We start from the raw sequence: 23,989 nt of genomic DNA, 5'->3' as shown, positions 1-23,989 counted from the left end.
GCTATTCCGGGAAATGCGAGACGACGATGAACATCACCGTGCCGACCAGCGTCACGAGGAAGGACCAGGTGTAGGCCCAGAGGAAGAAGGGCTGCATCAGCATCACCACGCCCAGCGCGATCAGGATCGAGGCCAGCATCTCCCAGGGGCCGCGGCGGAGGCGGAGGAGGCCGGTGAGGAAGCCGGTCATGGCGCTCTCCTGTCAGCGGTGCGCTTCGGGCTGCGGGCGGGTGCCTCCGGCGGGGATATTTGGGGACAGATGAACGGGATGAGGATCGCGGTCATTTGCGCACGGCTCCGAAGGTGATCCCGCGCAGGAGGTGTTTGCGCAGAAGGATGGTGAAGATCATGACGGGAAGAAGGAACAGGGTCGCCCCGGCCGCCACGGCGGGCCAGTCCTGGCCGCCGACGCCGATGATCGTGGGGATGAAGGGCGGCGCGGTCTGGGCATTGCCGGAGGTGAGAAGGACCGCGAAGGCATATTCGTTCCAGGCGAAGATCAGGCAGAAGATCGCGGTCGAGGCGATGCCGGTCGCGGCCTGCGGCAGCACCACTTTGCGGAACGCCTGAAAGCGGGTGTAGCCGTCGATCAGCGCGGCCTCTTCGTATTCGCGGGGGATCTCGTCGATGAAGCCTTTCAGGAGCCACACGGCCAGCGAGATGTTCACCGCCGTGTAGAGGAGGATCATGCCCAGATGCGTGTCGGAAAGCCCGAGCTCGCGATACATCAGGTAGATCGGGATGGCGACGGCGATGGGGGGCATCATCCGGGTGGAGAGGATGAAGAACAGCAGGTCGTCCTTCAGCGGCACCTTGAAGCGGGAAAAGGCATAGGCGGCGAGGGTGCCGAGGAAGATCGACAGGAAGGTCGAGCCGAAGCCGATGATGACCGAGTTCAGGAAGCGCTCGCCGAAGCGCGATTGCCCGGCGATGACCATGCCCTGGTCGCGCACGATCCGGTCATACCAGGTTTCGGGCGGAGGCAGGGCCGCGAAGTCTTCGGCCGCGATGCGGGTGCGCGTGGTGAAGAGGTTGACGTAGCCCTCCAGCGAGGGCTGGAACAGGATCTTCGGCGGGTAGGAGATGCTGTCCGGCCCGGACTTGAAGCTGGTCGAGATGATCCAGACCAGGGGCAGGAGGGTGATGCAGGTGTAGAGGACGACCAGAAGGCCCGCGACCCATTTCGAGGCGCGCGAGGGTTCGGTGACGGACCAGGCGCTCATCGGGTGGCTCCTGGGATACCCGCCCCGGGCTTGACCCGGGGCCTCCGGTCGGGCCGGGCGGCGAGGATGGGCAGAGATCCCCCCGGATCAAGTCCGGGGCAGGCTGGGTCGAGCCCGGGATGGGGTTGCCGGGGCGTTGGACGCAAGGACATCACCGTTCCTTCACCTTGTTCAGCGCCTTGACGTAGATCGAGGCGAGGCCGAAGACCGTCACGAAAAGGATGATCGCATAGGCCGAGGAATAGCCGGTCCGCCATTTCTCGAAGGCTTCGCGCTTGAGGTCGATCGAGGCGAGGAGGGTTTCGTTCCCCGGCCCGCCGCCGGTGAGAAGCACGACCATGTCGAACATCTTGAAGTTCTCGATGCCGCGGAACAGCACCGCCAGCATCAGGAAGGGCAGCACCATCGGCACGGTGATCGTCCAGAACTGCCGCCATTTCGAGGCGCGGTCCACCTCGGCGGCCTCGTAGATGTAATCGGGGATGCTGCGCAGGCCCGCGAGGCAGATCAGCATGACGAAGGGCGTCCACATCCAGGTGTCGACGATGATGATCGACCATTTCGCCAGGCCCCCGGGGCCGAGCATGGAGAAGCTGGAGGCCGGGATGCCGGTGACCAGTTCGACCGCATAGTTCACCAGCCCGATCTGCGGCTGATAGAGGAAGGTCCAGAAATTGCCCACCACGGCCGGCGACAGCATCATCGGCAGCACGATCAGCGTGGTCAGGAGGTCGTTGCCCCTGAACTTGCGGTTGATGAGCCAGGCGAGGGTGAAGCCCAGGACGACCTGCAACAGGATGGTCCAGACCAGGAAATGTGCCGTGGTCTGCATATTGGCCCAGATGCCGTCATCGGTGAGGATGCGGGAATAGTTGCGCAGGCCGACCCATTCCACCTCGCGGTTCGGGCGGTTGGCGGCGTAGTTGGTGAAGGACAGCCGCACCGTCCAGATCAGCGGGAAGATGTTGATCGCCAGAAGCAGCAAGATCGTGGGCGCGACGAAGATCCAGGCGATGGCGCGGTCGGAAAGGCCCCGGACGCGGCGGGCGAGGGGGGCGGGCGTGGCGCGTGCGGCGGCTTCAAGCGGGTTTGGCATCGGATGTCCCGTGGATTGGCAGGGGGCGGCGTCGCCCCTCGGCCTGCCCTCTCCCCGGATGGGGAGAGGGGTCACTTCTTGCGGTCGGAGACCCCGGGTCAGGCCCGGGGCGGGGGCGCGATCACAGCTTGCCTTCGTCCTGGAAGATCTCGGTCCAGTCGGCGATCAGCCCGTCCAGCGCCTCTTTCGCCGTGCCCTGGTCGGCCACGATGTAGTTGTGCAGCCGCGCCTGCATGGCCAGAAGAAGCTGGGCATAGGCCGGTTCCTGCCAGAAGTCCTGGACGCCCGCCATCGCCTGAAGGAAGTCGCCGGCGAAGGGCGCGGTGTTCACGAAGTTCGGGTCCTCCAGCACCGCCTTGTGGCAGGAATAGCCGCCGGCGGCCCACCATTTCTTCTGCACGTCGGGCTGGGCGAACCATTTGATGTAGGCCAGCGCGCCGTCCATGTTGTCGGTGTTGGCCACAACGGAAATGCCCTGGCCGCCGAGGGTGGAGGCCGCGACGTTCTGCGGCGGGTTCACGAAGAAGTCGATCTTGTCGCCGCCGGTGTTGGGGTCGGCGTAGAGGCCGGGGAAGAAGGCGAACCAGTTCATCGCCATCGCCACCTGGCCCGACTTGAAGGCGTCAAGCGACTGTTCCATGTAGGCGTTGTCATAGCCGGGCGGCGTCGCGGTCTTGTAGAGTTCCTTGTAGAATTCAAGGGCTTCCACCGCCTCGGGGCTGTTCACCGCGCCTTCCATGTCATAGCTGCCGGGGGTGTTCTCATACTTGAACCCCCAGGCGTACAGCGCGCCGGTCGCGCCCATGGTGATGCCTTCCGAGCCCCGTTCGGTGAAGATCGAGGCGCCATAGACCGTCTTGCCGTCGATCTCGCGGCCCTGGAAGAACTGGGCGATCTGGAGAAGCTCTTTCTGGCTTTGCGGTTCGCGCAGGTCCTGGCCGGTGGCCTCCTTGTAGGCGGCCTTGATGTCGTCGCGGTTGAACCAGTCCTTGCGGTAGAACCAGCCGTTCGCATCGCCCATCGCGGGCAGCGCGTAGTAGTTGGGCGTGCCCTTGGGCCAGGTCGAATAGGCATAGACGGTCGCGGGGGCGAAGTCGTCCATGCTGATGCCTTCGGCGTCGAAGAAGTCGTTCAGCTTGACATACCAGCCGTTCTCGGCGGCGCCGCCGATCCACTGGCTGTCGCCGATCAGCAGGTCGCAGAGCTGGCCGCCCGAGTTGAGCTCGTTCAGGATGCGGTCGGCGAAGTTCGGCCAGGGCACGAATTCGAACTTCATCCTGATGCCGGACTGGGCCTCGAAGTCCTTGGACAGTTCCACCAGCGCATTGGCCGGATCCCAGGCGGCCCAGCACAGCGTCAGCTCGTTCGCCTGGGCATTGGCCTGGGACGCCCAGGCCAGAGCAACAGCCGCCGAAGCGGCCAGAGTCGTCCGTTTCATGTAGTCCTCCCGGTTGATGTGGCGGACCCGTGCGGATGCCGGGCCTTCTTCGGATTGACCGGACGATAGGCAGAAGCGCGGCGGCCTGTAAAGCATTTTTGAGGTGCGTACCTCAGATTTCAGTGGCCGCGGGGATCAAAGCGATTTGAGGTCGGCTCAGGCCAGCGGGTCGATGGCCGAGGGAAGGGGCAGGACGGGCAGGTTCTCGCGCAGGACGATCTCGATTCGAATCTGTTCCTGGGCTGCGTCCAGCGGCTGCCGGTCGGCCTTGGCGCGCAGCACGCGCAGGGTCGAACGGGCAAGATGGCCCAGGTTCTGGGTGATGACGGCGGCGATCTCTCCGGTCGTCAGCGCCTGGCGGACATGGGGGGTCAGTTCGTGGCAGATGACCGTCAGTTTGCCGGAAAGTCCCGTTTCGGCAAGCACTTGCGTCAGGGATCTGTTCCCCCCGCCCATGGCATAGATGCCCCTGATCCTGGGGGCATTGGCCAGCATCTCGACCACCACCTGGCGCAGGGTCGCGGGCGAGCCGTGGGTTTCCAGCGATTGCAGCACCTCGAGCCCCGGAAAGTCGCGCAGCATCACCTCGTCAAAGCCGCGGCGGCGTTCGATCATGTCGCGCGCCAGGAGCGACTGGCCCAAAACCATGACCTGCCCCGGACCGCCCCCCAGAAAGCGGCCCATCAGCACCCCGGCCGTCCGGCCCGCGGCGCGGTTGTCGATGCCGATGAAATGGTCGGCGTTGGGCAGGTCCGAGACCAGGGCGACCACGGGCAGGCCCCGGGCGCGCAGGGCCCGGACCGCATCGCGCACAACGGGCGTTTCCGGCGCCATCAGCGCAACGCCGGCATAGTCGCGGTCAGCCAGGCTGCCCAGGAGAGCGGCCAGGGCATGCGGGTCCTCGGCCGGAAAGCGGAGCAGGCGCAGCTCGGTCCGGCTGGTGGCGGCGGCCTGGCCGGCCTCGACCAGGGCGGCCGCAAGGGATTGAATGAACTGGCTTTCCGTGTCCGGAAGCAGGACGGCCAGCCGATAGCTGCGGCTGCGCGCCAGGTTCGCGGCGCTGAGGTCGCGGACATAGCCCAGCCGCGCGATGGCGTCGTTCACCGCCTTGACGGTCTTTTCCCGCACCCCCGGACGCGCGTTCAGCACACGATCGACGGTGGCAAGGCTGACACCCGCTTCGCGGGCGATGTCGTTCACGGTTGGCCGCAAGAGGGGCTCCACTTTCCTCGGCCGCGAGTATCGGGTGCCGGGTGAGGTACGTCAATCAGGACCTGTGCCTGCCCGGCGCGCCGCGGGTGGATTTCCCGGCGCGCGGGCGCTAGCCTGACCGGGCATTCGGGAGATCGGCAATGACACGGACAATCCTGCTTTTCGGCGACAGCAATACCCATGGCACGATGCCGATGCCGGACCTGGGCGCGGGCGCGCGCTTTGACCGGGACGAACGCTGGGCGGGGCGGCTGGCGAAGCTGATGCCGGACTGGGAGGTGATCGCCGAGGGCCATCCGGGCCGCACGACGGTGCATGACGACCCGGTGGAGGGCGCGCATCGCAACGGGTTGACGGTGCTGCCCGCGCTGCTGGAAAGCCACAAGCCGCTGGACGTGGTGCTGGTCATGCTGGGCACCAACGACCTGAAGCAGCGCTTTTCGGTCAATGCCTGCGACATCGCCCTGTCGCTGGAGCGGCTGGTGCGGGTGATCCTGGGCTCGGACTGCGGGCCGGGGAGGCGGGCGCCGGGCGTGCTGCTGGTGGCGCCGCCGCCGATCGAAGAGGTCGGCTGCCTTGCGGGGATGTTCGCGGGCGGGGCGGCGAAGTCGCGGCAGCTGGCCGCAGAGGTGGCGGCGGCGGCACGGCGGGCGGGCGTGCCTTTCCTGGATGCAGGGCAGGTGGTCAGGGTTTCGCCCATCGACGGGATCCATTATGACGCCGAGGCGAACCCTGCCCTGGCCGAGGCCTTCGCCGCCGCGATCAGGGCGCATTTCCCCGGCTGAACGTCGGCTTTCCGCTGGCGGGAGGGTGGTCCGGGGGGCAGGATGAGGCAGGAGAACACGCCCATGACCCAGCACGACGCCGCGCTTGCCATCGCCGAGTTGCGCGCCAATGTCGCGGTCCCGTTCGAGCGCGCCCGGGCCATGCCGAAATCGGTCTATACCTCGGCCGCCTTCGCGCAGGCGGAAGAGCGGCACATCTTCGCGCAGGAGTGGCTCTGTGCGGGCCGGGCGGATGCGCTGCCTGCCCCCGGCGACTATCTGACCATGGTGATCGCGGGCGAGCCGGTCATCATCCTGCGCGACCGCGAGGGGGTGTTGCGGGGGATGTCAAACGTCTGCCGCCACCGGATGAGCACGCTGCTGGAAGGCCGGGGCAATGTGCGGTCCATCGTCTGCCCCTATCACGCCTGGACCTACAATCTGGACGGCAGCCTGCGCGGCGCCCCGGCGATGGCGCGGAACGAGGGGTTCTGCAAGGAGGAGGTGAAGCTGCCCGCGATCCGGGTCGAGGACTGGCAGGGCTGGATCATGGTCACGCTGAACCCCGAGGCGCCGCCGGTGGCAAAGCGGCTGGCGGGGGTGGACCGGCTGGTGGGCCACCTGCCGATGGCCACCTACCGCGAGGTCTTCCGCGAGGAATTCCGCTGGGACACCAACTGGAAGGTTCTGGCCGAGAACTTCATGGAAAGCTACCACCTGCCGGTCTGCCATGCCGGCACCATCGGCGGGTCCTGCGACCTGAACCTGATGGAATGCCCGCCGGGAGAGGAGGCGTTCAACTACCACTGGATCGTGAAGAACGACTCGATCCCGCTGGCGCTGGCGCATCCGTCGAACCGGGTTCTGGTGGGCGACCAGCGGCGGATCACCTGGCTGCTGGCGATCTACCCGGCGCTGCTGATCACGCTGACGCCGGGGTATTTCTGGTATCTCAGCCTGACGCCCGACGGTCCGGGCTCGGTCCGGGTGCTGTTCGGCGGGGGCATGAGTGCCGACTGGTGCGCCGACCCGGAGGCCAAGCGGCATCTGGCGGCGCTCAAGGCCCTGCTTGACGACGTGAATGTCGAGGACAAGGGCTGCGTCGAACGGGTCTGGAAGGGTCTGTGCGCGGGTCTGTCGAGCCCTGGGGCGCTGAGCCATCTGGAACGGCCGAATTACGACTTCGCCCGCTATATCGCCAGCCGGATGCCCTGAGGCGGGCTTGACCCCGGGCCGCGCTGCGTCAGCTTAGGCGGCATGACGCAATGCGCCCTGATCCTGGCCCACGGCCAGCCCTCCGACCCCCGCCCTGCCGGTGCCGCGCTGGAAGAGCTGGCGGCGCGGGTCGAGCGGCTGATGCCGGGCTGGTCGGTGGGCGCGGCGACGCTGGCCGAAGAGGGCGCCATCGCCCGCACCGTCGAAGGGCGGGCGGGGGGCGTGGTCTTTCCGATGTTCATGGCGGGCGGCTGGTTCGTCCGGGTGCAGATCCCGCAACGGCTGCGCGCGGCGGGGGCGGAGGGCTGGACGGTGCTGGAGCCCTTCGGCTGCGATCCTGCGGTGCATGAGCTCTGCGTGACGCTGGTGCGAGAGGCGGGGGCGGATCAGGTCATCCTGGCGGCGCATGGGTCGTTCAAGTCCTCGGCGCCCGCCGACATCGCCTTCCATGTGGCCGGACGGATCGCGGCAGGGACCGGGGCGGTCGTCGCTGCGGGGTTCATCGACCAGGAGCCTCGGCTGTCCGGGCTGACCGGGCTGACCGGGCGCGGCGGGGTCTGCCTGCCGTTCTTTGCGGCCGAGGGCGGGCATGTCAGCGAGGACATCCCGGCCGCACTGGCGGAAGCGGGCTTCACCGGGCGCATCCTGCCGCCGGTCGGTCTGGATGCGCGGGTGCCGAAGCTCATCGCGGCGGCGATCGCGCGGGGCGTGCCGGTCTGTTCCGGAGCCTGCCGGTGGATGCGGTGAGCCGGATCCTTTGAAGGATCCGGGCCGATTTCTTGAAAGAAATCGGCGCCCGGATTTCAGACCGTGTGCAGGTAGAGGTCGAAGTCCACCTCGCTGACCGTGCGCATCACGCGGGCATATTCGGCGGCGATGATCGCGGTGAAGGTGCGGTGCATGTCCTCACCCAGCGCGTCCTTCAGGAAGCCCGACCGTTTCGCGGCGTCGATGGCGGCCTTCCAGTCGGTCGGGATGCCCACGCTGTCCTCGTCGGCATAGCCGTTGCCGGTGGTTTCCGGGCCGGGGTCGATCTTTTCCTGCATGCCCTTGCGGACCCCCGCCAGCACGGTCGCGGCGACCAGATAGGGGTTCGCGTCCACCCCAGCCGGGCGATGTTCGATCCGCCGCGCCTTGATGTCGCCCGCCGGAATCCGCAGCGCGACCGAGCGGTTGTTGACGCCCCAGCTTGGGCTGACCGGCGCATAGCTCTGGTTGGCAAAGCGGCGCCAGGAATTGGCGTGGGGGGCGAAGACCAGCATCGATTCGCCCATGGTCTGCTTCAGGCCGCCAAGCGCGTGCAGGAGCGTGGGGTTCCACTTGCCCTCTTCGGCCTCGACAAAGACATTCCGGCCCCCGTCGTCCAGCAGCGAGACGTGGAAATGCATGCCCGAGCCCGCGTAGTTCTCGTTCGGCTTGGCCATGAAACAGGCGACGACGCCATGCGCGCGGGCCTGGGCGCGGACGATCCGCTTCAGGCGCATCAGGTCGTCGGCGGCCTGCATCACGTCGGTGCGGTAGTGCAACGTCAGTTCATACTGGCCGGGGGCGTATTCGGAGATCAGCGTCTCGGCCTTGATCCCGGCCTTCTCGGCGCCTGCGTAGATGTCGGAGAAGAGCGGCAGCATCCCGTGCAGGTGATCGACCGAATAGACCTCGGTCTTGCGGGAGGATCGGCGGTCCAGCACGTCGCGCGCGGGCTGCATCTTGCCGTCCGGGCCGCGTTCGGGGTCGAGAAGGAAGAATTCCAGCTCGAAGGCGCCGGCGGGGTGCAGGCCCTCGGCGGCCAGCAGGTCCACCTGCCGTTGCAGCGCATGGCGGGGGTCCGAGGTCATCGGGGCGCCGTCGAGGGTGTACATCGACATGAACACCTCGCCGCGCGGGGGCCGGGTGTTGTGCAGCGGCTTCAGCGTGCCGGGGATCGGCCAGGCCCGCAGGTCGCCGTCGCCCTGATCCCAGATCAGGCCGGTCTCGTGCACATCCTCGCCGCAGATGTCGAGGCCGAGAATGGAAATCGGCAGATGGCGGCCGTTGTTGTAAAAAGACAAAAGCTCATGCCGCCTGATGATCTTTCCTCGGCCGATCCCATTGGCGTCGTGCAGGATAATGTCAAAAGCCTCGATCTCGGGATGGGCCGCGAGAAAGGCTTCCGCCTCGGCTGGGGTGGACCCGGAGGGGCTGGTCTGGGGCATGGTCAGGCTGCCTGGAAAAGGTCGGTCAGGATGGTGTCGAAGTTTGCGATCAGCCTGTCAACCTGGGCCTTCTTCGTCGCCGGGCTGATGAGCATCATGTTGTGAAACGGCGCGATCAGCGTGCCGCGGTTGATGAGGCCGGTGTGGATCGCGGCCTCGACCCGGGGCTGGTGGGCCATGCCCGCCTCGGTGCCATTGCGCAGCGGTCCGGGGGCGCAGATGAATTCCACCCGCGCGCCGACCCGGACGACATGCCAGGGGGCGCGGTGGCGGTAGATGGTCTTAGCCAGCCCGTGCGAGAGACGCTCGGCCAGCTTCTCCATATGGGCGTAGTTGTCGGGCGTCATGACCTCGGACAGCGTGGCGACGAGGCAGGCGAACTGCATCGGGTTGGCGGAAAGCGTGGTGCCCATGCCGGTGCGGCCGGGCTCGCGTTTCGCGTCCGCCTCGTGATAGCGCCTTGCGGTCTCGTCGGTCAGGCCCCAGACGGCGGTCGGCATCCCGCCCGCCACGCATTTGCCGACGACGAAGATGTCGGGCCGGAGCGAGTGGACGCGGGTATAGCCGCCAAGGCCGGAGGAAATGGTATGCGTCTCGTCGATGATGAGCAGCGCGCCGTATTTCCGCGACAGCTGGCGCAGGCCGTCGTGGAACCCCGCCTCGGGCAGGACCATGCAGGAGTTGGTCATCACCGGCTCGGTCAGGATGGCGGCGACATCGCCCTGGGCCAGCCCGGCCTCGACAGAGGCCAGGTCGTTGAACTCGGCGCAGACGGCGGTCTGCGTCGGGTCGTTCACCTGGCCGAGGAGGCCGGGGGAGGTGACGGTGCGGCCGTTCTCCAGGGAGACGAAGGTATCGTCCACCGTGCCGTGATAGCAGCCGTTGAAGACAAGGACCTTCGGCCGCCCGGTGATGGCGCGGGCGACGCGCAGGGCAAAGCGGTTGGCGTCGGTCGCGGTGGTGGCGATCTGCCAGCGGAAGGGGCCGAAGCGGTGGGTCAGCAGGCGTCCGGCCTCAAGCGCGGCCTCGGTGGGCAGCATGTAGGTCAGGCCGCGGCGGGCCTGGGCGCGGATGGCTTTCGCCACGGGCGGCGGCGAGTGGCCGAACATCGACCCGGTGTCGCCAAGGCAGAAGTCGTCGAGGGTGTGACCGTCGATATCCTCGATCCGGGCGCCCCGGGCTTTCGCCACCAGGGGCAGATGCGGCATCGGCCAGTCGGCCATCCAGTGCATCGGCACGCCGCCAAGGAAGGTGCCGGCACCGTCCTTCAAGGCTTTCAGTGCCTTGGGGCGGGCCCTGGCGTAGACCTCGGCCTCGCGCCGGGCAAAGCTGGCCAGACGGTCGGTGGAAATTCCGGCGATGGTTTCAAGTGACATGGCAGGCGCCCCGGGAACAGTCGCTGCGTTTATGCCGAAATTTGATCAAATTGCAAGCGGCGGCTCGTCCTGAGCCTTCGGCGTCTTTTCGCGGGACGGCAGCGAGGAGACGCCGAAGGCGCACGATGAGCGGGGGTTTCAGGCCCAGCGGCCCTCGAAATCCTCGGGCACCAGAAGGTTGTGGCGGCCCATGTTCTTCACGTCGCGTTCGCCGCACAGCGCCATGGTGATGTCCATCTCCTTGCGGATCACCTCCAGCGCGGCGGTCACCCCGGCCTCCCCCATCGCGCCCAGCCCGTGGATATAGGCGCGGCCGATCATCGTGCCTTTCGCCCCCAGCGCCAGCGCCTTCAGCACGTCCTGACCCGACCGGATGCCGCTGTCCATCCAGACCTCGGTCCGGTCGCCGATGGCGCGGACGATGGAGGGCAGCATGCGGATCGAGGACAGCGCCCCGTCCAGCTGCCGCCCGCCGTGGTTCGACACGATCACCGCATCGGCGCCGGCGTCGGCGGCCATCTTCGCGTCCTCGGGGTCGAGCACACCCTTCAGGATGAACTTGCCCTTCCACTGGTCGCGGATGCGGATCACCTTGGACCAGTCGAGCTGGGGGTCGAACTGTTCGTTGGCCCAGGCGGTCAGGTCCGACAGTTTCTGCACGCCCTTCACATGGCCGACGATGTTGCGGAACTGCCGCCGCGGGGTCCGAGCCATGTTCCAGGCCCAGCGCGGCTTGGTGGCGATGTTGATCAGATTCGGGATCGTGGGCCTTGGCGGCGAGGTCAGGCCGTTCTTCAGGTCCTTGTGGCGCTGGCCGAGGATCTGGAGGTCCAGCGTCAGCACCAGGGCCGAGCATTTCGCGGCGCGGGCGCGTTCGATGATCGCATCGACGAAATCCTCGTCCTTCATGACGTAAAGCTGGAACCAGAACGGCTCGGGGCTGTGGGCGGCCACGTCCTCGATCGAGCAGATCGACATGGTGGACAGCGTGAAGGGCACCCCGGCCTTGGCGGCGGCGCGGGCGGCGTGGATCTCGCCGTCCGGGTGCTGCATACCCGTCGAGCCGACGGGCGCGAGGGCCACCGGCATCGAGACCTTCTGCCCGGCCATCGTGCTCTCCAGCACCCGTCCGGTCAGGTCGCGGGCGACGCGCTGGCGGAAGCGCAGTTTCGCGAAGTCCGAGGTATTCTCGCGGAAGGTCTGTTCGGTATAGCTGCCGCTTTCGCAGTAGTCCCAGAACATCTTCGGGGTGCGCTTCTGGTGCAGGCGCTTGAGGTCCTCGATGCAGGTGATGACAGGCATGGCCGGGTCCCTTGCGGCAGATTGGTAAGATCGTGTTACCAATGCGGCGCGGTCCCGTCCATCGCTTTCCGCGACCTTGCCCGGCCGGGCGCCGGAACTCGATACGAGTTCCGGTCCGATTTCCGCAGGAAATCGGCGCGGAGCGCGGCGTCAGGCCGAATGTGCCCCGTCGGACAGCGCCTTGACGCGGGCCAGAACCTCGGCCACCGGGACGCCTGCGCCGATGTCCTTGACGATGGCCGAGCCGACGACGCAGCCATCGGCCACCGAGGCGATGGCCTTGGCCTGTTCGGGCGTGGAGATGCCGAAGCCCACGATCACCGGCAGGTCGGTCGACCGCTTGATCCGCGCAACCTCGGGCCCGACGTCGGAGGCCTGAGCGGCAGCAGCCCCGGTGATGCCGGTGATCGAGACATAATAGACGAAGCCCGAGGTGTTCTGGAGCACCTTCGGCAGGCGTTTGTCGTCGGTGGTGGGGGTGGCGAGGCGGATGAAATTCAGGCCCGCTTTCTGGGCGGGGATGCAGAGCTCGTCATCTTCCTCGGGCGGCAGGTCCACGACGATGAGGCCGTCGATCCCCGCCTCGGCCGCGTCCTTGAGGAACCGGTCGACCCCGCGAGAGTAGATCGGGTTGTAATAGCCCATGAGCACGATGGGGGTCGTCTGGTCGCCCTTGCGGAAGGCGCGGACCATGGCAAGGACCTTGTCCATCGTCATGCCGCCTTCCAGCGCGCGCTGCCCGGCGGCCTGGATCGTCGGACCGTCGGCCATCGGATCGGTGAAGGGCATCCCAAGCTCGATCACATCGACCCCGGCGGCGGGCAGGCCCTGCATGATGGCAAGGCTCGTCGCCTCGTCCGGGTCGCCGCCCATGATATAGGAGACGAAGGCCTTTTTGCCCTGCGCGCGCAGCCGGGCGAAGGTGTCGTCGATCCGTGTCATGGCGGTCCCCCTTGTCAACGGCTCCATCTGCCACGGGGGGCGGGCGGAAATCAATGGGGCCGCTTGATCCTTGGGTCCGGCCCCCGTAATACGCCCCCTGTCGCCAATGGAGGGCATGATGGGTTTCAGGATGGGCATCGTCGGGTTGCCGAATGTGGGCAAGTCCACGCTCTTCAACGCGCTGACCCGGACGGCGGCGGCGCAGGCGGCGAACTTTCCCTTCTGCACCATCGAACCCAATGTGGGCGAGGTCTCGGTGCCGGATGCGCGGCTGGAGAAGCTGGCGGCCATTGCCGGGTCGAAGCAGATCATCCCGACGCGGATGACCTTTGTCGATATCGCGGGACTGGTGCGGGGGGCGTCGAAGGGCGAGGGGCTGGGCAACCAGTTCCTGGCCAACATCCGCGAATGCGACGCCATCGCCCATGTGCTGCGCTGTTTCGAGGACGGGGACATCACCCATGTCGAGGGCCGGATCGACCCGGTGGCCGATGCCGAGACGATCGAGACGGAACTGATGCTGGCCGACATGGAGTCGATCGAACGTCGCCTGACCGCGCTGGGGAAAAAGCTGCGCGGCGGGGATCAGGAGGTGCTGGACCAGGACCGTCTGCTGCGCGCCGCCTTGGCGGCCCTGAATGAAGGCAGGCCCGCGCGGACAGTCGAGGTGGCGGCGGATGACCGCAAGCAATGGCGGATGTTGCAGCTGCTGACCGCGAAGCCGGTCCTTTACGTCTGCAACGTCGAGGAGGCCTCGGCGGCCTCGGGCAATGCGCAGTCGGCCCGGGTGGCCGAGATGGCGGCCAAGCAGGGCGCGGCCTCGGTGGTGATCTCGGCCCGGATCGAGGAGGAACTGGCGCAGCTGCCCGAGGAGGAGGCGAAGCTGTTCCTGGAGGAGATGGGGCTGAAGGAGGCGGGGCTCGACCGGCTGATCAAGGCGGGCTACGCGCTTCTGGGCTTGCGGACCTATTTCACCGTGGGGCCGAAGGAGGCGCGGGCCTGGACGATCCCCAAGGGCACGCTCGCCCCGCAGGCGGCGGGGGTGATCCACGGGGATTTCGAGAAGGGCTTCATCCGGGCCGAGACCATTGCCTACGAGGACTACATCGCCGGGAACGGCGAGGCGGGGGCGAAGGAAGCGGGCAAGTTCCGGGTCGAGGGCAAGACCTACGAGGTCAAGGACGGGGACGTGCTGCACTTCCTGTTCAATGCCTGACGTACCGCGCGCGGCGCGGGTTTCGGGGTGAGTGATTTCAACGGGTTGGCTGCGGACGTTTACCCGAGGTTAACCCCACGGGCCGCTCGTCGTTCACTTCGTTTCTCCGCGCTGGGTCGCGCCTCGCCGGATTGACCGATGAGAAGCCGAAGGCGAACGAGGAGGGGGCCGTCAGACCCCCGCCGGGTTGTCGATCTCGCCGCCCATCTCCCGGATGTCCTGATAGCGGTCGCCGATCCGGTGGTGCGGCCGGCCACCGAGGCTGGCGCCCAAAGCGATGACCAGTTCGTCATGGCCCGGCGCGTCGGGGATCGAGAACTGCACGGTCAGGTAGTGCGAGCGGCGCCCGGCGTCGTGCTTGTCCATCAGGGGCACCTGCACTTGCGTGTTCGCCGGCCCGCGGGTGTTGGTGAAGCCGAGGTAGGTCCTGGCCCCCACCGCCTCGCGGAACACATTGCCGAAGCGCAGGGTGTGGATCAGGGCGGAACAATGTTCCAGTTCGCAACCCGTGCCGCCGAGAGCGGCCTTGCCGTAGGCCTCGATCTTGTCGCCGCCGCCCGCCAGGCGGATCAGGCGGTCGGTGAGAAGTTTCCCGAGGGCCGGTCCCATGCGTCTGATGTCCGGGGAAAGGTCCGCGACGAAGCCGCGCCCGGCCCAGGGGTTCGTCACCACGGCGGCGACGGCGATCATCCGCAGCGGCGGCGTGCAGGCGCGGCCGCCGTCGGTGACGGTCTCTTCGTCATAGGTCACGATCTTGCGCAGTTCCGGCAGAGACATGGGGCGGTTCCTTTCAGGACGGCAGTTGGGCGCGGGCAGCGTTCGGCGAGGTGCGGGCAGGATCGGTCATCGCAGCACCTCGGTCAGGAAATCCACCACGGGGCGGTTCACGGCCTCTGGCGCCTCGGCCAGGGCCATGTGTCGCAGGCCCTTCAGGATGACCAGCCGCGCGCGGGGGATTTCCCCGGCGATGGCCATGCTCATCGCGGGGTTGTTGCCGTGGTCCTCGTCGCCGGTGAGCACGAGGGTCGGGACGGTGAGGGGCGGGGTGGGGGCGACGATTTCGTCAACGCCATGCGCGAGGATGCGGTAGAGCTTGACATAGACCTCGCGCCTGTTGGCGAGGACCCATCGGCGTGTCAGGTCCATCAGGTCGGGGCGGGTCGCCTGCGCGGCCTCGGTATACCAGCGTTGCAGGGCAAGCTCGACGGTGGCTTCGGGGCCTTCGGCCTCGGCCTGGGCGAGGCGGTAGAGGATGGCGGCCTGCTGTTTCTCGCTGCGGCGGTGGGCGGAGTGGAGAACAACCAGCGCCGTGGTGCGGTCGCGGTGGTCCTGGGCGAAGCGGCGGGCGATCATTCCGCCGAGCGAGAAGCCCACCACGGCGGCCTTGTCGATGTGCAGGTGGTCGAGAAGGGCGGCCAGCTGGTCCGACAGGTCCGTTAGGGTTGGGTCCCCTTCCGGCGGGGCGGTCTGCCCGTGGCCGATCAGGTCATAGGTCAGGACGCGGAAATTCGTGAGCTCGGGCAGCAGCCACTGCCAGACGGCGCGGGTCAGCCCGAGGCCGTGGATCAGCGCCACCACGGGGGCGTCCTCGGGGCCGGTCAGGTCGTAGGCGGTGCCGTTGAAGGTCATGGGCGTGTCCGGTGGCTGTGGTGTTCCGGTGTGCCATTCCATGCGGGCTGAGTGTTTCGATTTTTCGACAGGCCATGGCGACTTTCCGGCAGCGTCAGCGGGAAGGCGGCTTCATCAACGGGAAGAGCCGGGAGGGTGCGATGGCCGAGCTGAAGCGCTGCCAGATGCTGATCGACGGGGATTGGGTGGGCGCCTCGGATGGCGGGGTGTTCCCGTCGGTCTCGCCGGTGACGGGCAGGGTCTGGGCCGAGGTGCCGGAGGCGACGGGCAGGGACGTGGACCGGGCGGTGCGGGCGGCGGAGCGGGCGTTGTCGGGCGAATGGGGGCGGATGACGCCCTCGGCCCGGGGCAAGTGCCTGCGGCAGCTGGGGGATCTGCTGGCCGAGGCGTCCGAGGATCTGGGCCGGGCGGAGACGCTGGACACCGGCAAGATGCTGAAGGAGACGCGCTGGCAGGCCAGATACATCGCGGAGTTCTTTCATTTCTATGCAGGCGCGGCGGACAAGATCGCGGGCGAGGTGCTGCCGATCGACAAGCCGGACATGCTTGTCTTCACGAACCGCGAACCTCTGGGCGTGGTGGCGGCGGTGGTGCCTTGGAACTCGCAGCTGTTCCTGTCGGCGGTGAAGCTGGGGCCGGCGCTGGCGGCGGGGAATACGGTGGTGCTGAAGGTGTCGGAGCATGCCTCGGTGCCGATGCTGGAGTTCGGGCGGCTGATCGAGGCGGCGGGGTTTCCGCCAGGTGTGGTGAACATCATCAGCGGGCATGGCGAGGTGGGGCGGGTGCTGACCTCGCATCCTCTGGTGGCGCGGGTTTCGTTCACGGGCGGGCCGGAGACGGCGCGGCATGTGGTGCGGAATACGGCGGAGAATTTCGCGGAGCTGTCGCTGGAGCTGGGGGGGAAGTCGCCCTTCGTGGTGTTCGAGGACGCGGACCTCGACAGCGCGGTGAACGGCTGCATGGCGGGGATCTTCGGGGCGACGGGGCAAAGCTGTGTGGCGGGGTCTCGGCTGATCGTGCATGAGGCGGTGGCGGAGGCGTTCCTGGCGCGGCTGGTGGCGGCGGCGCGGGCGATCCGGATTGGCGATCCGCTGGCGGACGAGACGCAGATGGGGCCGCTTTGCACCGAGGCGCAGGTCAGGCACATCGAGGCGCAGGTGGCTTTGGCCGTGGAAGAGGGGGCCAAGGTCCTGACCGGGGGCAGGCAGCCGAGCCTGGGCGGGACCTATTACGCGCCGACGATCATCGACTGCCCCTCGCCCGACCTGACCATCGTGGATACCGAGCTCTTCGGGCCGGTGCTGTCGGTGCTGCGCTTCCGGGACGAGGCCGAGGCTGTGGCCCTGGCGAACCGTTCGCAACACGGGCTGGCGGCGGGGGTCTTCACCCGCGACGGGGCGCGGCAGATGCGGGTGGCGAAGGCCATTCGTGCCGGGATCGTCTGGGTGAACACCTACCGCGCGGTGTCTCCGATCGCGGCTTTCGGGGGCGTCAAGGGCTCGGGCTACGGGCGCGAGAGCGGGTTCCAGGCGATGCTCGACTACACGCGGCCCAAGACGATCTGGGTCAACACCGCATCCGAGCCCATCGCCAATCCCTTCGTGATGCGCTGAAATTTCAGGGAGTTAGGACATGAAGTTCCATCTGGCGATCAACATGGAGCGGATCGACGGCTCCCTGGACATGAAGGATGTGGCGCGCCACACGCTGGAGATGGTGCAGATGGCCGACGCGGGCGGCTTCGGCATCGCCTGGGCGGCCGAGCATCACGCGCTGGAGATGACCATCGCGCCGAACCCGTTTTCCATCCTGGCCTGGTGGGCGCAGCATACGAACAACATCCGGCTGGGCACGGCGGTGATCGCGGCGCCCTACTGGCACCCGATCCGGGCGGCGGGCGAGGCGGCCTTCGTCGATCTGATCTCGGGCGGGCGGCTGGAATTCGGGATCGGCTCGGGCGCCTATCAGCGCGAGTTCGACCGGATGCGGCCGGGGCTGAAGCAGACCGACGCCTGGCGCTACATGCAGGAGATGCTGCCGGTGATCCGGGCGTTGTGGCAGGGCGATCACGCGCACGAGGGCGAGTTCTGGTCCTTCCCGGCCTCGACCTCCTGCCCCAAGCCGGTGCAGACCGAGGTCCCGGTCTGGGTCGCGGCGCGGGCGCCGATCACTTATGACTACGCGGTCCGGCAGGGCTGCAACATCCAGTCCTGGCCCCTGACCCGCGACATGGGCGAGGCGCGGCTTTACATGCAGCGGCTGGAGGAGGCGCTGGCGAACCATCCCGGCGCGCGGCGGCCGGTCATGGCGATGATGCGGCACACGGCGGTCTATGACCGGAAGGAGGACTGGATGGTCCCGGTCCGGGCGGCGCAGCGCCAGCTGTCGCAGTTCGAGAACCTGTTCAGGAATCTGGGCGATGTCGAGAACGGTTTCCCGAAGGCGATCCCCTTCGATCAGCTGGGCAACCGGGCGGAGTATGACCCCGAGATGCTGCACCGGAACCTGATGTTCGGCACGCCCGACGAGGTGATCGCCAAGCTGAAGGACTACCAGGCGATCGGGGTGGATGCGTTCATCTATTACGCCTCGCTGGGGCTGGGGCTGGCCGAGCAGAAGCGCTCGCTGGAGCTGTTCTGCAACGAGGTCATCCCGGCCTTCGCCTGACGGGCGGCTCGTCCCAGGCCTGCGGCTTCTCCGCGCCGGGGTCCGCCGACGAGGAGACGAAGGCGAACGAGGAGGCCCCGTCCCGCACCGCGCGGGTGGTGCGCTGGCGCAGCGTCTCGAGATAGGCGGTCAGCGTGCCGGGCCAGGAGGGGGTGGCCTCGCCCGGCGCCCAGCCCTGGCGGTAGTCGCTGGGGCGGCGGCCAAAGCATTTGCGGAAGGCGGACGCGAAATGCGACAGCGCGTTGAACCCGGTCGCGGTGGCGATCTCGCGGACCGACAGCTTGGTGGCGATCAGCAGGACGCGGGCATGTTGCAGGCGGACAAGGGTGCCGAACTGGACGACGGAACAGCCGAGGCCACGGTGGAACTGGCGTTCCAGCTGGCGCTGGGACAGGCCCAGCCGGCGGGCGATCTCGGGGACGGGCAGGGGATCGGCGATGTTCGCCTCGATCAGCGCAATGGCCTGACGCAGGACCGGGGCGAACTGGTCGGTGCCCCGGCCAGGCGTGCGGCGCTGAGGCGCGTCGGCCGGGCGGATCCCGTGGTGAAGCATCTGGTCAGCGATCTCTCCCGCCAGACCTTCGCCGTGGCGGTCGGCGATCAGGCGCAGCATCAGGTCCATCCCGGCCATGCCCCCGGCGCAGGTCAGCACGGTTTCCGCCGGCGTGTACAGCTGTTCCACCACCGCGATGTCGGGGTGACGTTCCCGGAAGCCCGGCGCCCAGGACCAGTGCACCGCGACCTGCCGCCCGGTCAGAAGGCCCGCGCGCGCCATGGGATAGGCGCCAAGCTCGACCGCGCAGAGCCGCGCGCCCTCGCGCGACAGGCGGCGGAGCCAGGCCAGAAGCGGGCGCCCGGCATAGTCCTCGGCCCCCCATGAGGCCAGCAGGAACACCGCCTCGCCGCGGCGCGGCCGGTCGTCCAGCGGGCCGGCGGCGATCGACAGGCCGTTCGAGGCCGGAACCTCGGGCCCGTCCGGCGACAGGATCTGCCAGTGATAGAGCGGCCGGGAGGCGAGGTAGTTCGCGATCCGCAGCGGCTCGATCATGGTGATCAGCGTGGCGAGGTTGAAACGGGGCAGGACGGTGAAGGTCATCCGCTCGGCCGCCGGATCGACCGGGGGCGTCGGATCGAGAGCTGGCGACAGGATGCGGTTTTTCGTCATGGGGGCAGGCTAGCCGACGAAAAACCGCAAGGGAAGGCGGGCGGTCCTGGCCGCGCCCCGGCCCTGTCGCAGGACTGTAACCTACGCGTCGCCTGGTTGTCACCGGCCTCTGCTAAGCGAGACCCATCGCTTGCATCGACAGGATCCATGTCATGAACCGCTTGCTCGCCTCGGGCCTTCTGGCCGCCAGCCTTGCCTTCGCCGCCCCCGCGGTCGCGGACGAGACCATCCGCTTTGCCGTCACCGACATCGACGGGCTGGAGCAGCTTCAGCGCGACATGGGCCCGTTCAAGGAGGCCTTCGAGGCCGCTTCGGGGCTGAAGGTCGAATTCTTCCCGGTCTCGGGCCGCACCGTCGCGGTCGAGGCGATGGCCGCCGACCAGGTGGATTTCGTGCTGACCGGCCCGGCGGAATATGTGGTGTTCAACGCCCGGCTGGATGCGCAGCCGGTCGTCACCTTCGCACGGCCCGACTATTATTCCAACGTGGTCGTCCTGGACGAAAGCCCGGTCAAGGACCCGGCGGATCTGAAGGGGATGAAGATCTCGTTCGGCGAGATCGGCTCGACCTCGCAGCACCTTGGCCCGGTCGATCTGCTGGCCAAGGCGGGGCTGACCTATGCGGTGGATTACGAGCCCGTCTTCCTGAACCGCAACGTCGCCGTCGAGGCGCTGATCGCGGGCGACATCGGCGCGATCGGTCTGAACCGGACCCATATCGAGAGCATGGCCAAGAAACTCCCCGACGTGAAGCTGCGCGTCCTGCTGAAGGGGGAACAGCTGCCCGACGACATCCTTCTGGCCTCGTCCAGGGTCGCGCCCGAGGTGGTGGAGACCGTGCGCAGGACCTTTGCCGAACAGGGCGAGACCCTTCTTGCCGCGATCACCTCGGTCGAGGAGAACGCGAAATACATCGGCGGCAGCTTCAACGCCGCGGTCACCGACGCCGACTATGACGTGGTGCGCAGGATGTACGAGAACATCGGCATCAAGGAATTCACCGAATTCGTCGGGCAGTGAGACCGCGGTGAACGCTCCAGTCCTTCCTGTCCGGGCCGAGGCCGGTTCCACCCTGGTGGAGCCGGTCCTTGCCGTTCAGGGGCTGACCAAGGCCTTTGCCGGGACCGGGATCCTGCGGGGGGTCGATTTCGCGCTGGCTCCGGGTCAGTCCACGGCGCTGATCGGGGCGAACGGATCGGGCAAGTCCACGCTGCTGCGCTGCCTGGTGCGGCTGGTTGAGCCGACGTCGGGCGGGGTGCTGATGCTGGGGCAGGATGTCGGGGCCTTGTCGCCGCGGGCGCTGCGGCGGTTCCGGGCGCGGGTGGGGATCGTCTGGCAGAAGCACAACCTGGTGCCGCGCCTCTCGGCCCTGTCGAACGTGATCCATGGCGCGCAGGCGCGGATGTCGGGGCCGCGGGTCTGGACCCAGGCGCTGGCTCCGGCGCAGGTGCGGGCCGAGGCCATGGCCTGTCTGGCCCGCGTGGGCCTGGCCGATCGGGCGCTGGCCCGGGTGGACAGCCTGTCGGGCGGGCAGAGCCAGCGCGTCGCCATCGCGCGGATGCTGATGCAGCGGCCCGAGTTCATCCTGGCGGATGAACCCGACGCCAGCCTTGACCCGCAGACCGGGCAGGAGGTTATGGAGCTGCTGCTTGGCCTCGTGCGGCAGGACGGGCTGTCGCTGCTGGTGATCTCGCACCGGCTGGAGCATACGCTGGCCTTCTCGGACCGCATCCTCGGGCTGGCGCAGGGCCGCATCGCGCTGGACATGCCCACGCCCGCGGCCAGCGCCGGCGAACTGCGGCGCTTCTTCGACCATGAGGCCGCAGCATGAGCGACGCGAGCCTTCCCGCCCCGCCGCGCTTTCGCCAGATCGGCCTGCCGGGCTATGTCGGGCTGCTGGTGGTGGGGGCGCTGGTCGTCTCGTCGCTGGCGGCGACGGCCCCGACGATGGACAAGCTGGCGCGGGGGCTGACGCGGCTTTTCGCGCCCTCGGGCCTGTTCACCCAGATGTTTCCGCCGGATTTCAGCCGCATCGGGCCGATTTCCTGGAAACTGCTGGAGACCTTGCAGATGGCCGTTGCGGGCTGTTTCCTGGGCCTGATCTTCGCGCTGCCCTTCGCGATCCTGGCGACCGACCGGCTGTCGCCGCATCCCCTGGTCCGCACCGTCGCGCGCGCGGTGATCGCGCTGTTCCGCACCGTGCCCGATCTGGTCTGGGCGATCATCTTCATCATCATCGTCGGCCTTGGCCCCGCCGCCGGGGTGCTTGCGATCATGGTGGACAAGATCGGCTTTGCCGGCCGCTTCTTCGCCGAGGCGATGGAGGAGACCGACCCCGGCCCGCAGGACGCGCTGCGCGCGATCGGGGCCAGCCGGCTGGGCATCATCGGGTCGGCCGTGCTGCCCGCCTGCCTGCCGAGTTTCACCGCCACCTCGCTTTTCGCGCTGGAGAAATCGGTGCGCGGGTCCGCCGCGCTGGGCCTGGTCGGCGCGGGCGGGATCGGGGTGGACCTGAAGGTCGCCTTCGACCTGTTCAACTATGACGAGGCGCTGGCGATCATCCTGATGCTGCTGGCGCTGGTCATCGCCGTCGAGCAGGGCTCGGGCTGGATCCGCAGGAAGCTGATATGAACAAGATGACCACCGACACCGCACATCGCTACTGGAACGCCGAATGGCAGAAGTCCGACGGGTCCTCGCCCTGGGCCATCCCCGAGCCCTGGGTGATGGACCATGCCTCGACGCTGCCCTCGGGCGCGCGCATCCTGGACCTGGGGGCGGGGATCGGCCGCCATGCGCTGGCCCTGGCCGAGGCGGGGCACCGGGTCACGGCGCTGGATGCGGCGGAGGCTGCGGTCGCGGCCATCGCGGCGGCGGCCTTCGCGAAGGGCCTGACCATCGAGACGGTCGAGGCGCCGATGACCGATCTGCCCTTTGCCGATGCCAGCTTCGATCACGTCCTGGCCTGGAACGTGATCTACCATGGCGACGAGGCCGTGGTGCGCCGCGCCCTGTCCGAGGTGGCCCGCGTCACCCGGCCGGGCGGCACCTTCCTGGCCACCATGCTGTCGGCCCGCCGCCTGCCGGTGGAACAGGCCCGCGCGCCGGGCCGCGAGATCAGCCGCAACACCTGGGTCTTCGAAGGCCCGGGCGACAAGGTGCATCCGCATTACTTCTGCACCGCGCCGGACCTGCTGTCGCTGCTCTGGGGCTTCGAGGTCCTTACCCTCTTCGACCGGCCGCATGAAAAGCCGGGCTCCTGGCACTGGCACCTGCTGGCGGAGCGGCTGGGATGAGCGCCGAGCTGATCGAAGGCGCGCGGGTGGTGCTGGAGGATCGGGTCGAGACCGCCTCGGTCCGCATCGAGGCCGGCCGGATCACCGGGATCGACGTGGCGCGCGACGGGGCGGCGGTGGTGCCGGGGCGGGGCCGGGTGCTGGCGCCGGCCTTCGTGGATGTGCATGGCGACGCCTTCGAGCGCCAGATCATGCCGCGCCCCGGCGTCACGGTGCCGGTCGAGACCGCCATGCTGGAGACCGACCGCCAGCTTGCCGCGAACGGGATCGGCACGGCCTATCATGCGCTGACGCTGAGCTGGGAGCCGGGCCTGCGCAGTGTCGAGACCGGCTGGCAGGTCGTCCACGCGCTGGCGGCGCTGCGCCCGCGCCTGACCGCGGACAACCGCATCCAGCTGCGCTGGGAAACCTTCTGCGCCGAGGCGGAACCCCTGATCGCGCAGGTGCTGGCCGAGGCGGACCGTCCCGCGCTGGCCTTCAACGACCACACCAGTGCGATGCTCCTGCATCCCGACGTGGCGCTGCACGACCGGCCCTTCGACCAGGTGCCGGACTATCCGGTGACGCCCTTCGACGCGCCGCGCTTCCTGAAGAAGATGGCCGACCAGTCGCGCCGCGCGGGGATCTCGGCGGAGGCCTATGCCGCGCTGATCGCCCGGGTCTGGGAGCGCCGGGCCGAGGTGCCGCGGCAGATCGAACGGCTGGCGGCGCTGGCCCGGCGGCACGGGGCGCCGATGCTGAGCCATGACGACAGCCAGGTCGAGACGCGCGCCCATTACCGCGCGCTGGGCGCAAGGGTGGCCGAGTTCCCGATGCACGAACGGGTGTTCCATGCCGCGCGCGCGGCGGGCGATGCCATCGTGCTGGGCGCGCCGAATGCGATGCGCGGGGGCAGCCATCTGGGCAGCCCGGGTGCGGCCGAGATGATCGCGCGGGGCCTGTGCGACATCCTGGCCTCGGATTACTTCTATCCGGCCATGCTGGGCGCGGTGGCGCGGCTGTCGGCCGACCGCGTGGCGCCCCTGCCGGTGCTGTGGCGGCTGGTCTCGGCCAACCCCGCCCGCGCCATGGGCCTTGCCGACCGGGGCCGCATCGCGCCCGGCCTGCGGGCCGATCTGGTGCTGCTGGACTGGCCGGAAGGCCATGCCCCCGCTCCGCTGCGGACCTGGATTGCCGGGCGCGGCGGCTATTCCGCGCTGCCGGCGATCCCGGCGCCCCACCTCGAACCCGCCCCGTGACTGGGCCGAACCGCTGCCC

Annotated in this window: 23 protein-coding genes; 11 read left to right on the top strand and 12 right to left on the bottom strand. The window is 68.3% G+C overall.

All coding sequences use genetic code 11. The annotated features are described in order from the left end of the window. Position 1: 1 nt before the first annotated feature. The 5 genes from G8O29_RS00850 to G8O29_RS00830 form a co-directional block, all read right to left on the bottom strand. Positions 2-190, bottom strand: coding sequence for a hypothetical protein (locus G8O29_RS00850; RefSeq protein ID WP_166401339.1), 189 nt, complete (start codon positions 188-190; stop codon positions 2-4). A gap of 91 nt (positions 191-281) precedes the next feature. Further along, positions 282-1,223, bottom strand: a complete 942-nt coding sequence (locus G8O29_RS00845) for a carbohydrate ABC transporter permease (RefSeq protein ID WP_166401338.1) — start codon at positions 1,221-1,223, stop codon at positions 282-284. Between the two features lie 151 nt (positions 1,224-1,374). After that, on the bottom strand, positions 1,375-2,319 hold the full coding sequence (locus tag G8O29_RS00840; protein ID WP_166401337.1) for a carbohydrate ABC transporter permease: 945 nt from the start codon (positions 2,317-2,319) through the stop codon (positions 1,375-1,377). 121 nt (positions 2,320-2,440) lie between these two features. Continuing rightward, positions 2,441-3,757: an ABC transporter substrate-binding protein gene (locus tag G8O29_RS00835; RefSeq protein ID WP_166401336.1), complete on the bottom strand. Its 1,317-nt coding sequence runs from the start codon at positions 3,755-3,757 to the stop codon at positions 2,441-2,443. 156 nt (positions 3,758-3,913) lie between these two features. Beyond that, the gene (locus G8O29_RS00830) at positions 3,914-4,969 is read right to left on the bottom strand and encodes a LacI family DNA-binding transcriptional regulator (RefSeq protein WP_166401335.1); all 1,056 of its coding nucleotides are present in this window, start codon (positions 4,967-4,969) and stop codon (positions 3,914-3,916) included. A gap of 140 nt (positions 4,970-5,109) precedes the next feature. On the opposite strand from G8O29_RS00830, the gene G8O29_RS00825 reads away from it, so the two are divergent. The 3 genes from G8O29_RS00825 to G8O29_RS00815 all read left to right on the top strand — a co-directional run bounded on the left by G8O29_RS00825 (position 5,110) and on the right by G8O29_RS00815 (position 7,695). Next, positions 5,110-5,754 (top strand): SGNH/GDSL hydrolase family protein, encoded by a 645-nt coding sequence (locus tag G8O29_RS00825; protein WP_166401334.1) that lies wholly within the window; start codon positions 5,110-5,112, stop codon positions 5,752-5,754. A 63-nt stretch (positions 5,755-5,817) separates the two neighbouring features. After that, positions 5,818-6,948, top strand: coding sequence for an aromatic ring-hydroxylating oxygenase subunit alpha (locus G8O29_RS00820; RefSeq protein ID WP_166401333.1), 1,131 nt, complete (start codon positions 5,818-5,820; stop codon positions 6,946-6,948). 42 nt (positions 6,949-6,990) lie between these two features. Beyond that, entirely contained in the window at positions 6,991-7,695 is a 705-nt protein-coding gene (locus G8O29_RS00815; protein ID WP_166401332.1) for a sirohydrochlorin chelatase, read from the top strand. Between the two features lie 56 nt (positions 7,696-7,751). Here G8O29_RS00815 and G8O29_RS00810 read toward each other — a convergent pair whose 3' ends face one another. From G8O29_RS00810 to trpA, 4 genes are all read right to left on the bottom strand, one after another. Continuing rightward, positions 7,752-9,140 (bottom strand): glutamine synthetase family protein, encoded by a 1,389-nt coding sequence (locus G8O29_RS00810; RefSeq protein WP_166401331.1) that lies wholly within the window; start codon positions 9,138-9,140, stop codon positions 7,752-7,754. 2 nt (positions 9,141-9,142) lie between these two features. Continuing rightward, positions 9,143-10,516, bottom strand: a complete 1,374-nt coding sequence (locus G8O29_RS00805) for an aspartate aminotransferase family protein (protein WP_166401330.1) — start codon at positions 10,514-10,516, stop codon at positions 9,143-9,145. A gap of 138 nt (positions 10,517-10,654) precedes the next feature. Beyond that, positions 10,655-11,818 (bottom strand): alpha-hydroxy acid oxidase, encoded by a 1,164-nt coding sequence (locus G8O29_RS00800; RefSeq protein ID WP_166401329.1) that lies wholly within the window; start codon positions 11,816-11,818, stop codon positions 10,655-10,657. A gap of 150 nt (positions 11,819-11,968) precedes the next feature. Next, positions 11,969-12,760: a tryptophan synthase subunit alpha gene (gene trpA, locus G8O29_RS00795; RefSeq protein ID WP_166401328.1), complete on the bottom strand. Its 792-nt coding sequence runs from the start codon at positions 12,758-12,760 to the stop codon at positions 11,969-11,971. 118 nt (positions 12,761-12,878) lie between these two features. Here trpA and ychF point away from each other — a divergent pair, with 118 nt between their 5' ends. Then, entirely contained in the window at positions 12,879-13,976 is a 1,098-nt protein-coding gene (ychF, locus tag G8O29_RS00790) for a redox-regulated ATPase YchF (protein ID WP_166401327.1), read from the top strand. Positions 13,977-14,147: 171 nt separating this feature from the next. Here the strand turns inward: ychF and G8O29_RS00785 are convergent, their stop codons facing one another. Next, a complete protein-coding gene (locus G8O29_RS00785; protein WP_166401326.1) occupies positions 14,148-14,753 on the bottom strand; it encodes an amino acid synthesis family protein in 606 nt (201 codons plus the stop codon). A gap of 66 nt (positions 14,754-14,819) precedes the next feature. Next, complete coding sequence (locus G8O29_RS00780; RefSeq protein ID WP_166401325.1) at positions 14,820-15,605, bottom strand: alpha/beta fold hydrolase; 786 nt, start codon at positions 15,603-15,605, stop codon at positions 14,820-14,822. Between the two features lie 140 nt (positions 15,606-15,745). Between G8O29_RS00780 and G8O29_RS00775 the strand changes: the two genes are divergently transcribed. Together G8O29_RS00775 and G8O29_RS00770 are read left to right on the top strand one after the other, a co-directional pair. Continuing rightward, on the top strand, positions 15,746-17,218 hold the full coding sequence (locus G8O29_RS00775) for an aldehyde dehydrogenase (RefSeq protein WP_166401324.1): 1,473 nt from the start codon (positions 15,746-15,748) through the stop codon (positions 17,216-17,218). Between the two features lie 19 nt (positions 17,219-17,237). Further along, complete coding sequence (locus tag G8O29_RS00770; protein ID WP_166401323.1) at positions 17,238-18,272, top strand: LLM class flavin-dependent oxidoreductase; 1,035 nt, start codon at positions 17,238-17,240, stop codon at positions 18,270-18,272. Here G8O29_RS00770 and G8O29_RS00765 read toward each other — a convergent pair. Continuing rightward, positions 18,253-19,437 (bottom strand): GlxA family transcriptional regulator, encoded by a 1,185-nt coding sequence (locus G8O29_RS00765; protein WP_242678831.1) that lies wholly within the window; start codon positions 19,435-19,437, stop codon positions 18,253-18,255. The genes G8O29_RS00770 and G8O29_RS00765 overlap by 20 nt on opposite strands. 152 nt (positions 19,438-19,589) lie before the next feature. Here G8O29_RS00765 and G8O29_RS00760 point away from each other — a divergent pair, with 152 nt between their 5' ends. Genes G8O29_RS00760 through G8O29_RS00740 form a run of 5 tightly spaced genes read left to right on the top strand, consistent with a single transcriptional unit; the run spans position 19,590 to position 23,970 of the window. Beyond that, complete coding sequence (locus tag G8O29_RS00760) at positions 19,590-20,456, top strand: PhnD/SsuA/transferrin family substrate-binding protein (protein WP_166401322.1); 867 nt, start codon at positions 19,590-19,592, stop codon at positions 20,454-20,456. A 7-nt stretch (positions 20,457-20,463) separates the two neighbouring features. Further along, positions 20,464-21,267 carry a phosphonate ABC transporter ATP-binding protein gene (locus tag G8O29_RS00755; protein WP_367890110.1) on the top strand — a complete coding sequence of 268 codons (804 nt, stop codon included), beginning with the start codon at positions 20,464-20,466 and terminating at the stop codon, positions 21,265-21,267. Beyond that, positions 21,264-22,067: a phosphonate ABC transporter, permease protein PhnE gene (gene phnE, locus G8O29_RS00750; protein ID WP_166401320.1), complete on the top strand. Its 804-nt coding sequence runs from the start codon at positions 21,264-21,266 to the stop codon at positions 22,065-22,067. Before G8O29_RS00755 ends, phnE begins: the two co-directional genes overlap by 4 nt. Further along, positions 22,064-22,732 carry a class I SAM-dependent methyltransferase gene (locus G8O29_RS00745; RefSeq protein ID WP_242678830.1) on the top strand — a complete coding sequence of 223 codons (669 nt, stop codon included), beginning with the start codon at positions 22,064-22,066 and terminating at the stop codon, positions 22,730-22,732. Before phnE ends, G8O29_RS00745 begins: the two co-directional genes overlap by 4 nt. Then, complete coding sequence (locus G8O29_RS00740; RefSeq protein ID WP_166401319.1) at positions 22,729-23,970, top strand: alpha-D-ribose 1-methylphosphonate 5-triphosphate diphosphatase; 1,242 nt, start codon at positions 22,729-22,731, stop codon at positions 23,968-23,970. The genes G8O29_RS00745 and G8O29_RS00740 overlap by 4 nt, the downstream gene beginning before the upstream one ends. Positions 23,971-23,989: the final 19 nt, after the last annotated feature.

Source organism: Rhodobacter calidifons (assembly GCF_011174775.1).
GTDB lineage: Bacteria > Pseudomonadota > Alphaproteobacteria > Rhodobacterales > Rhodobacteraceae > Tabrizicola > Tabrizicola calidifons.
The sequence above is the reverse complement of the archived record's forward strand: the minus strand, read 5'-3'. Positions and strand labels throughout refer to the sequence as shown.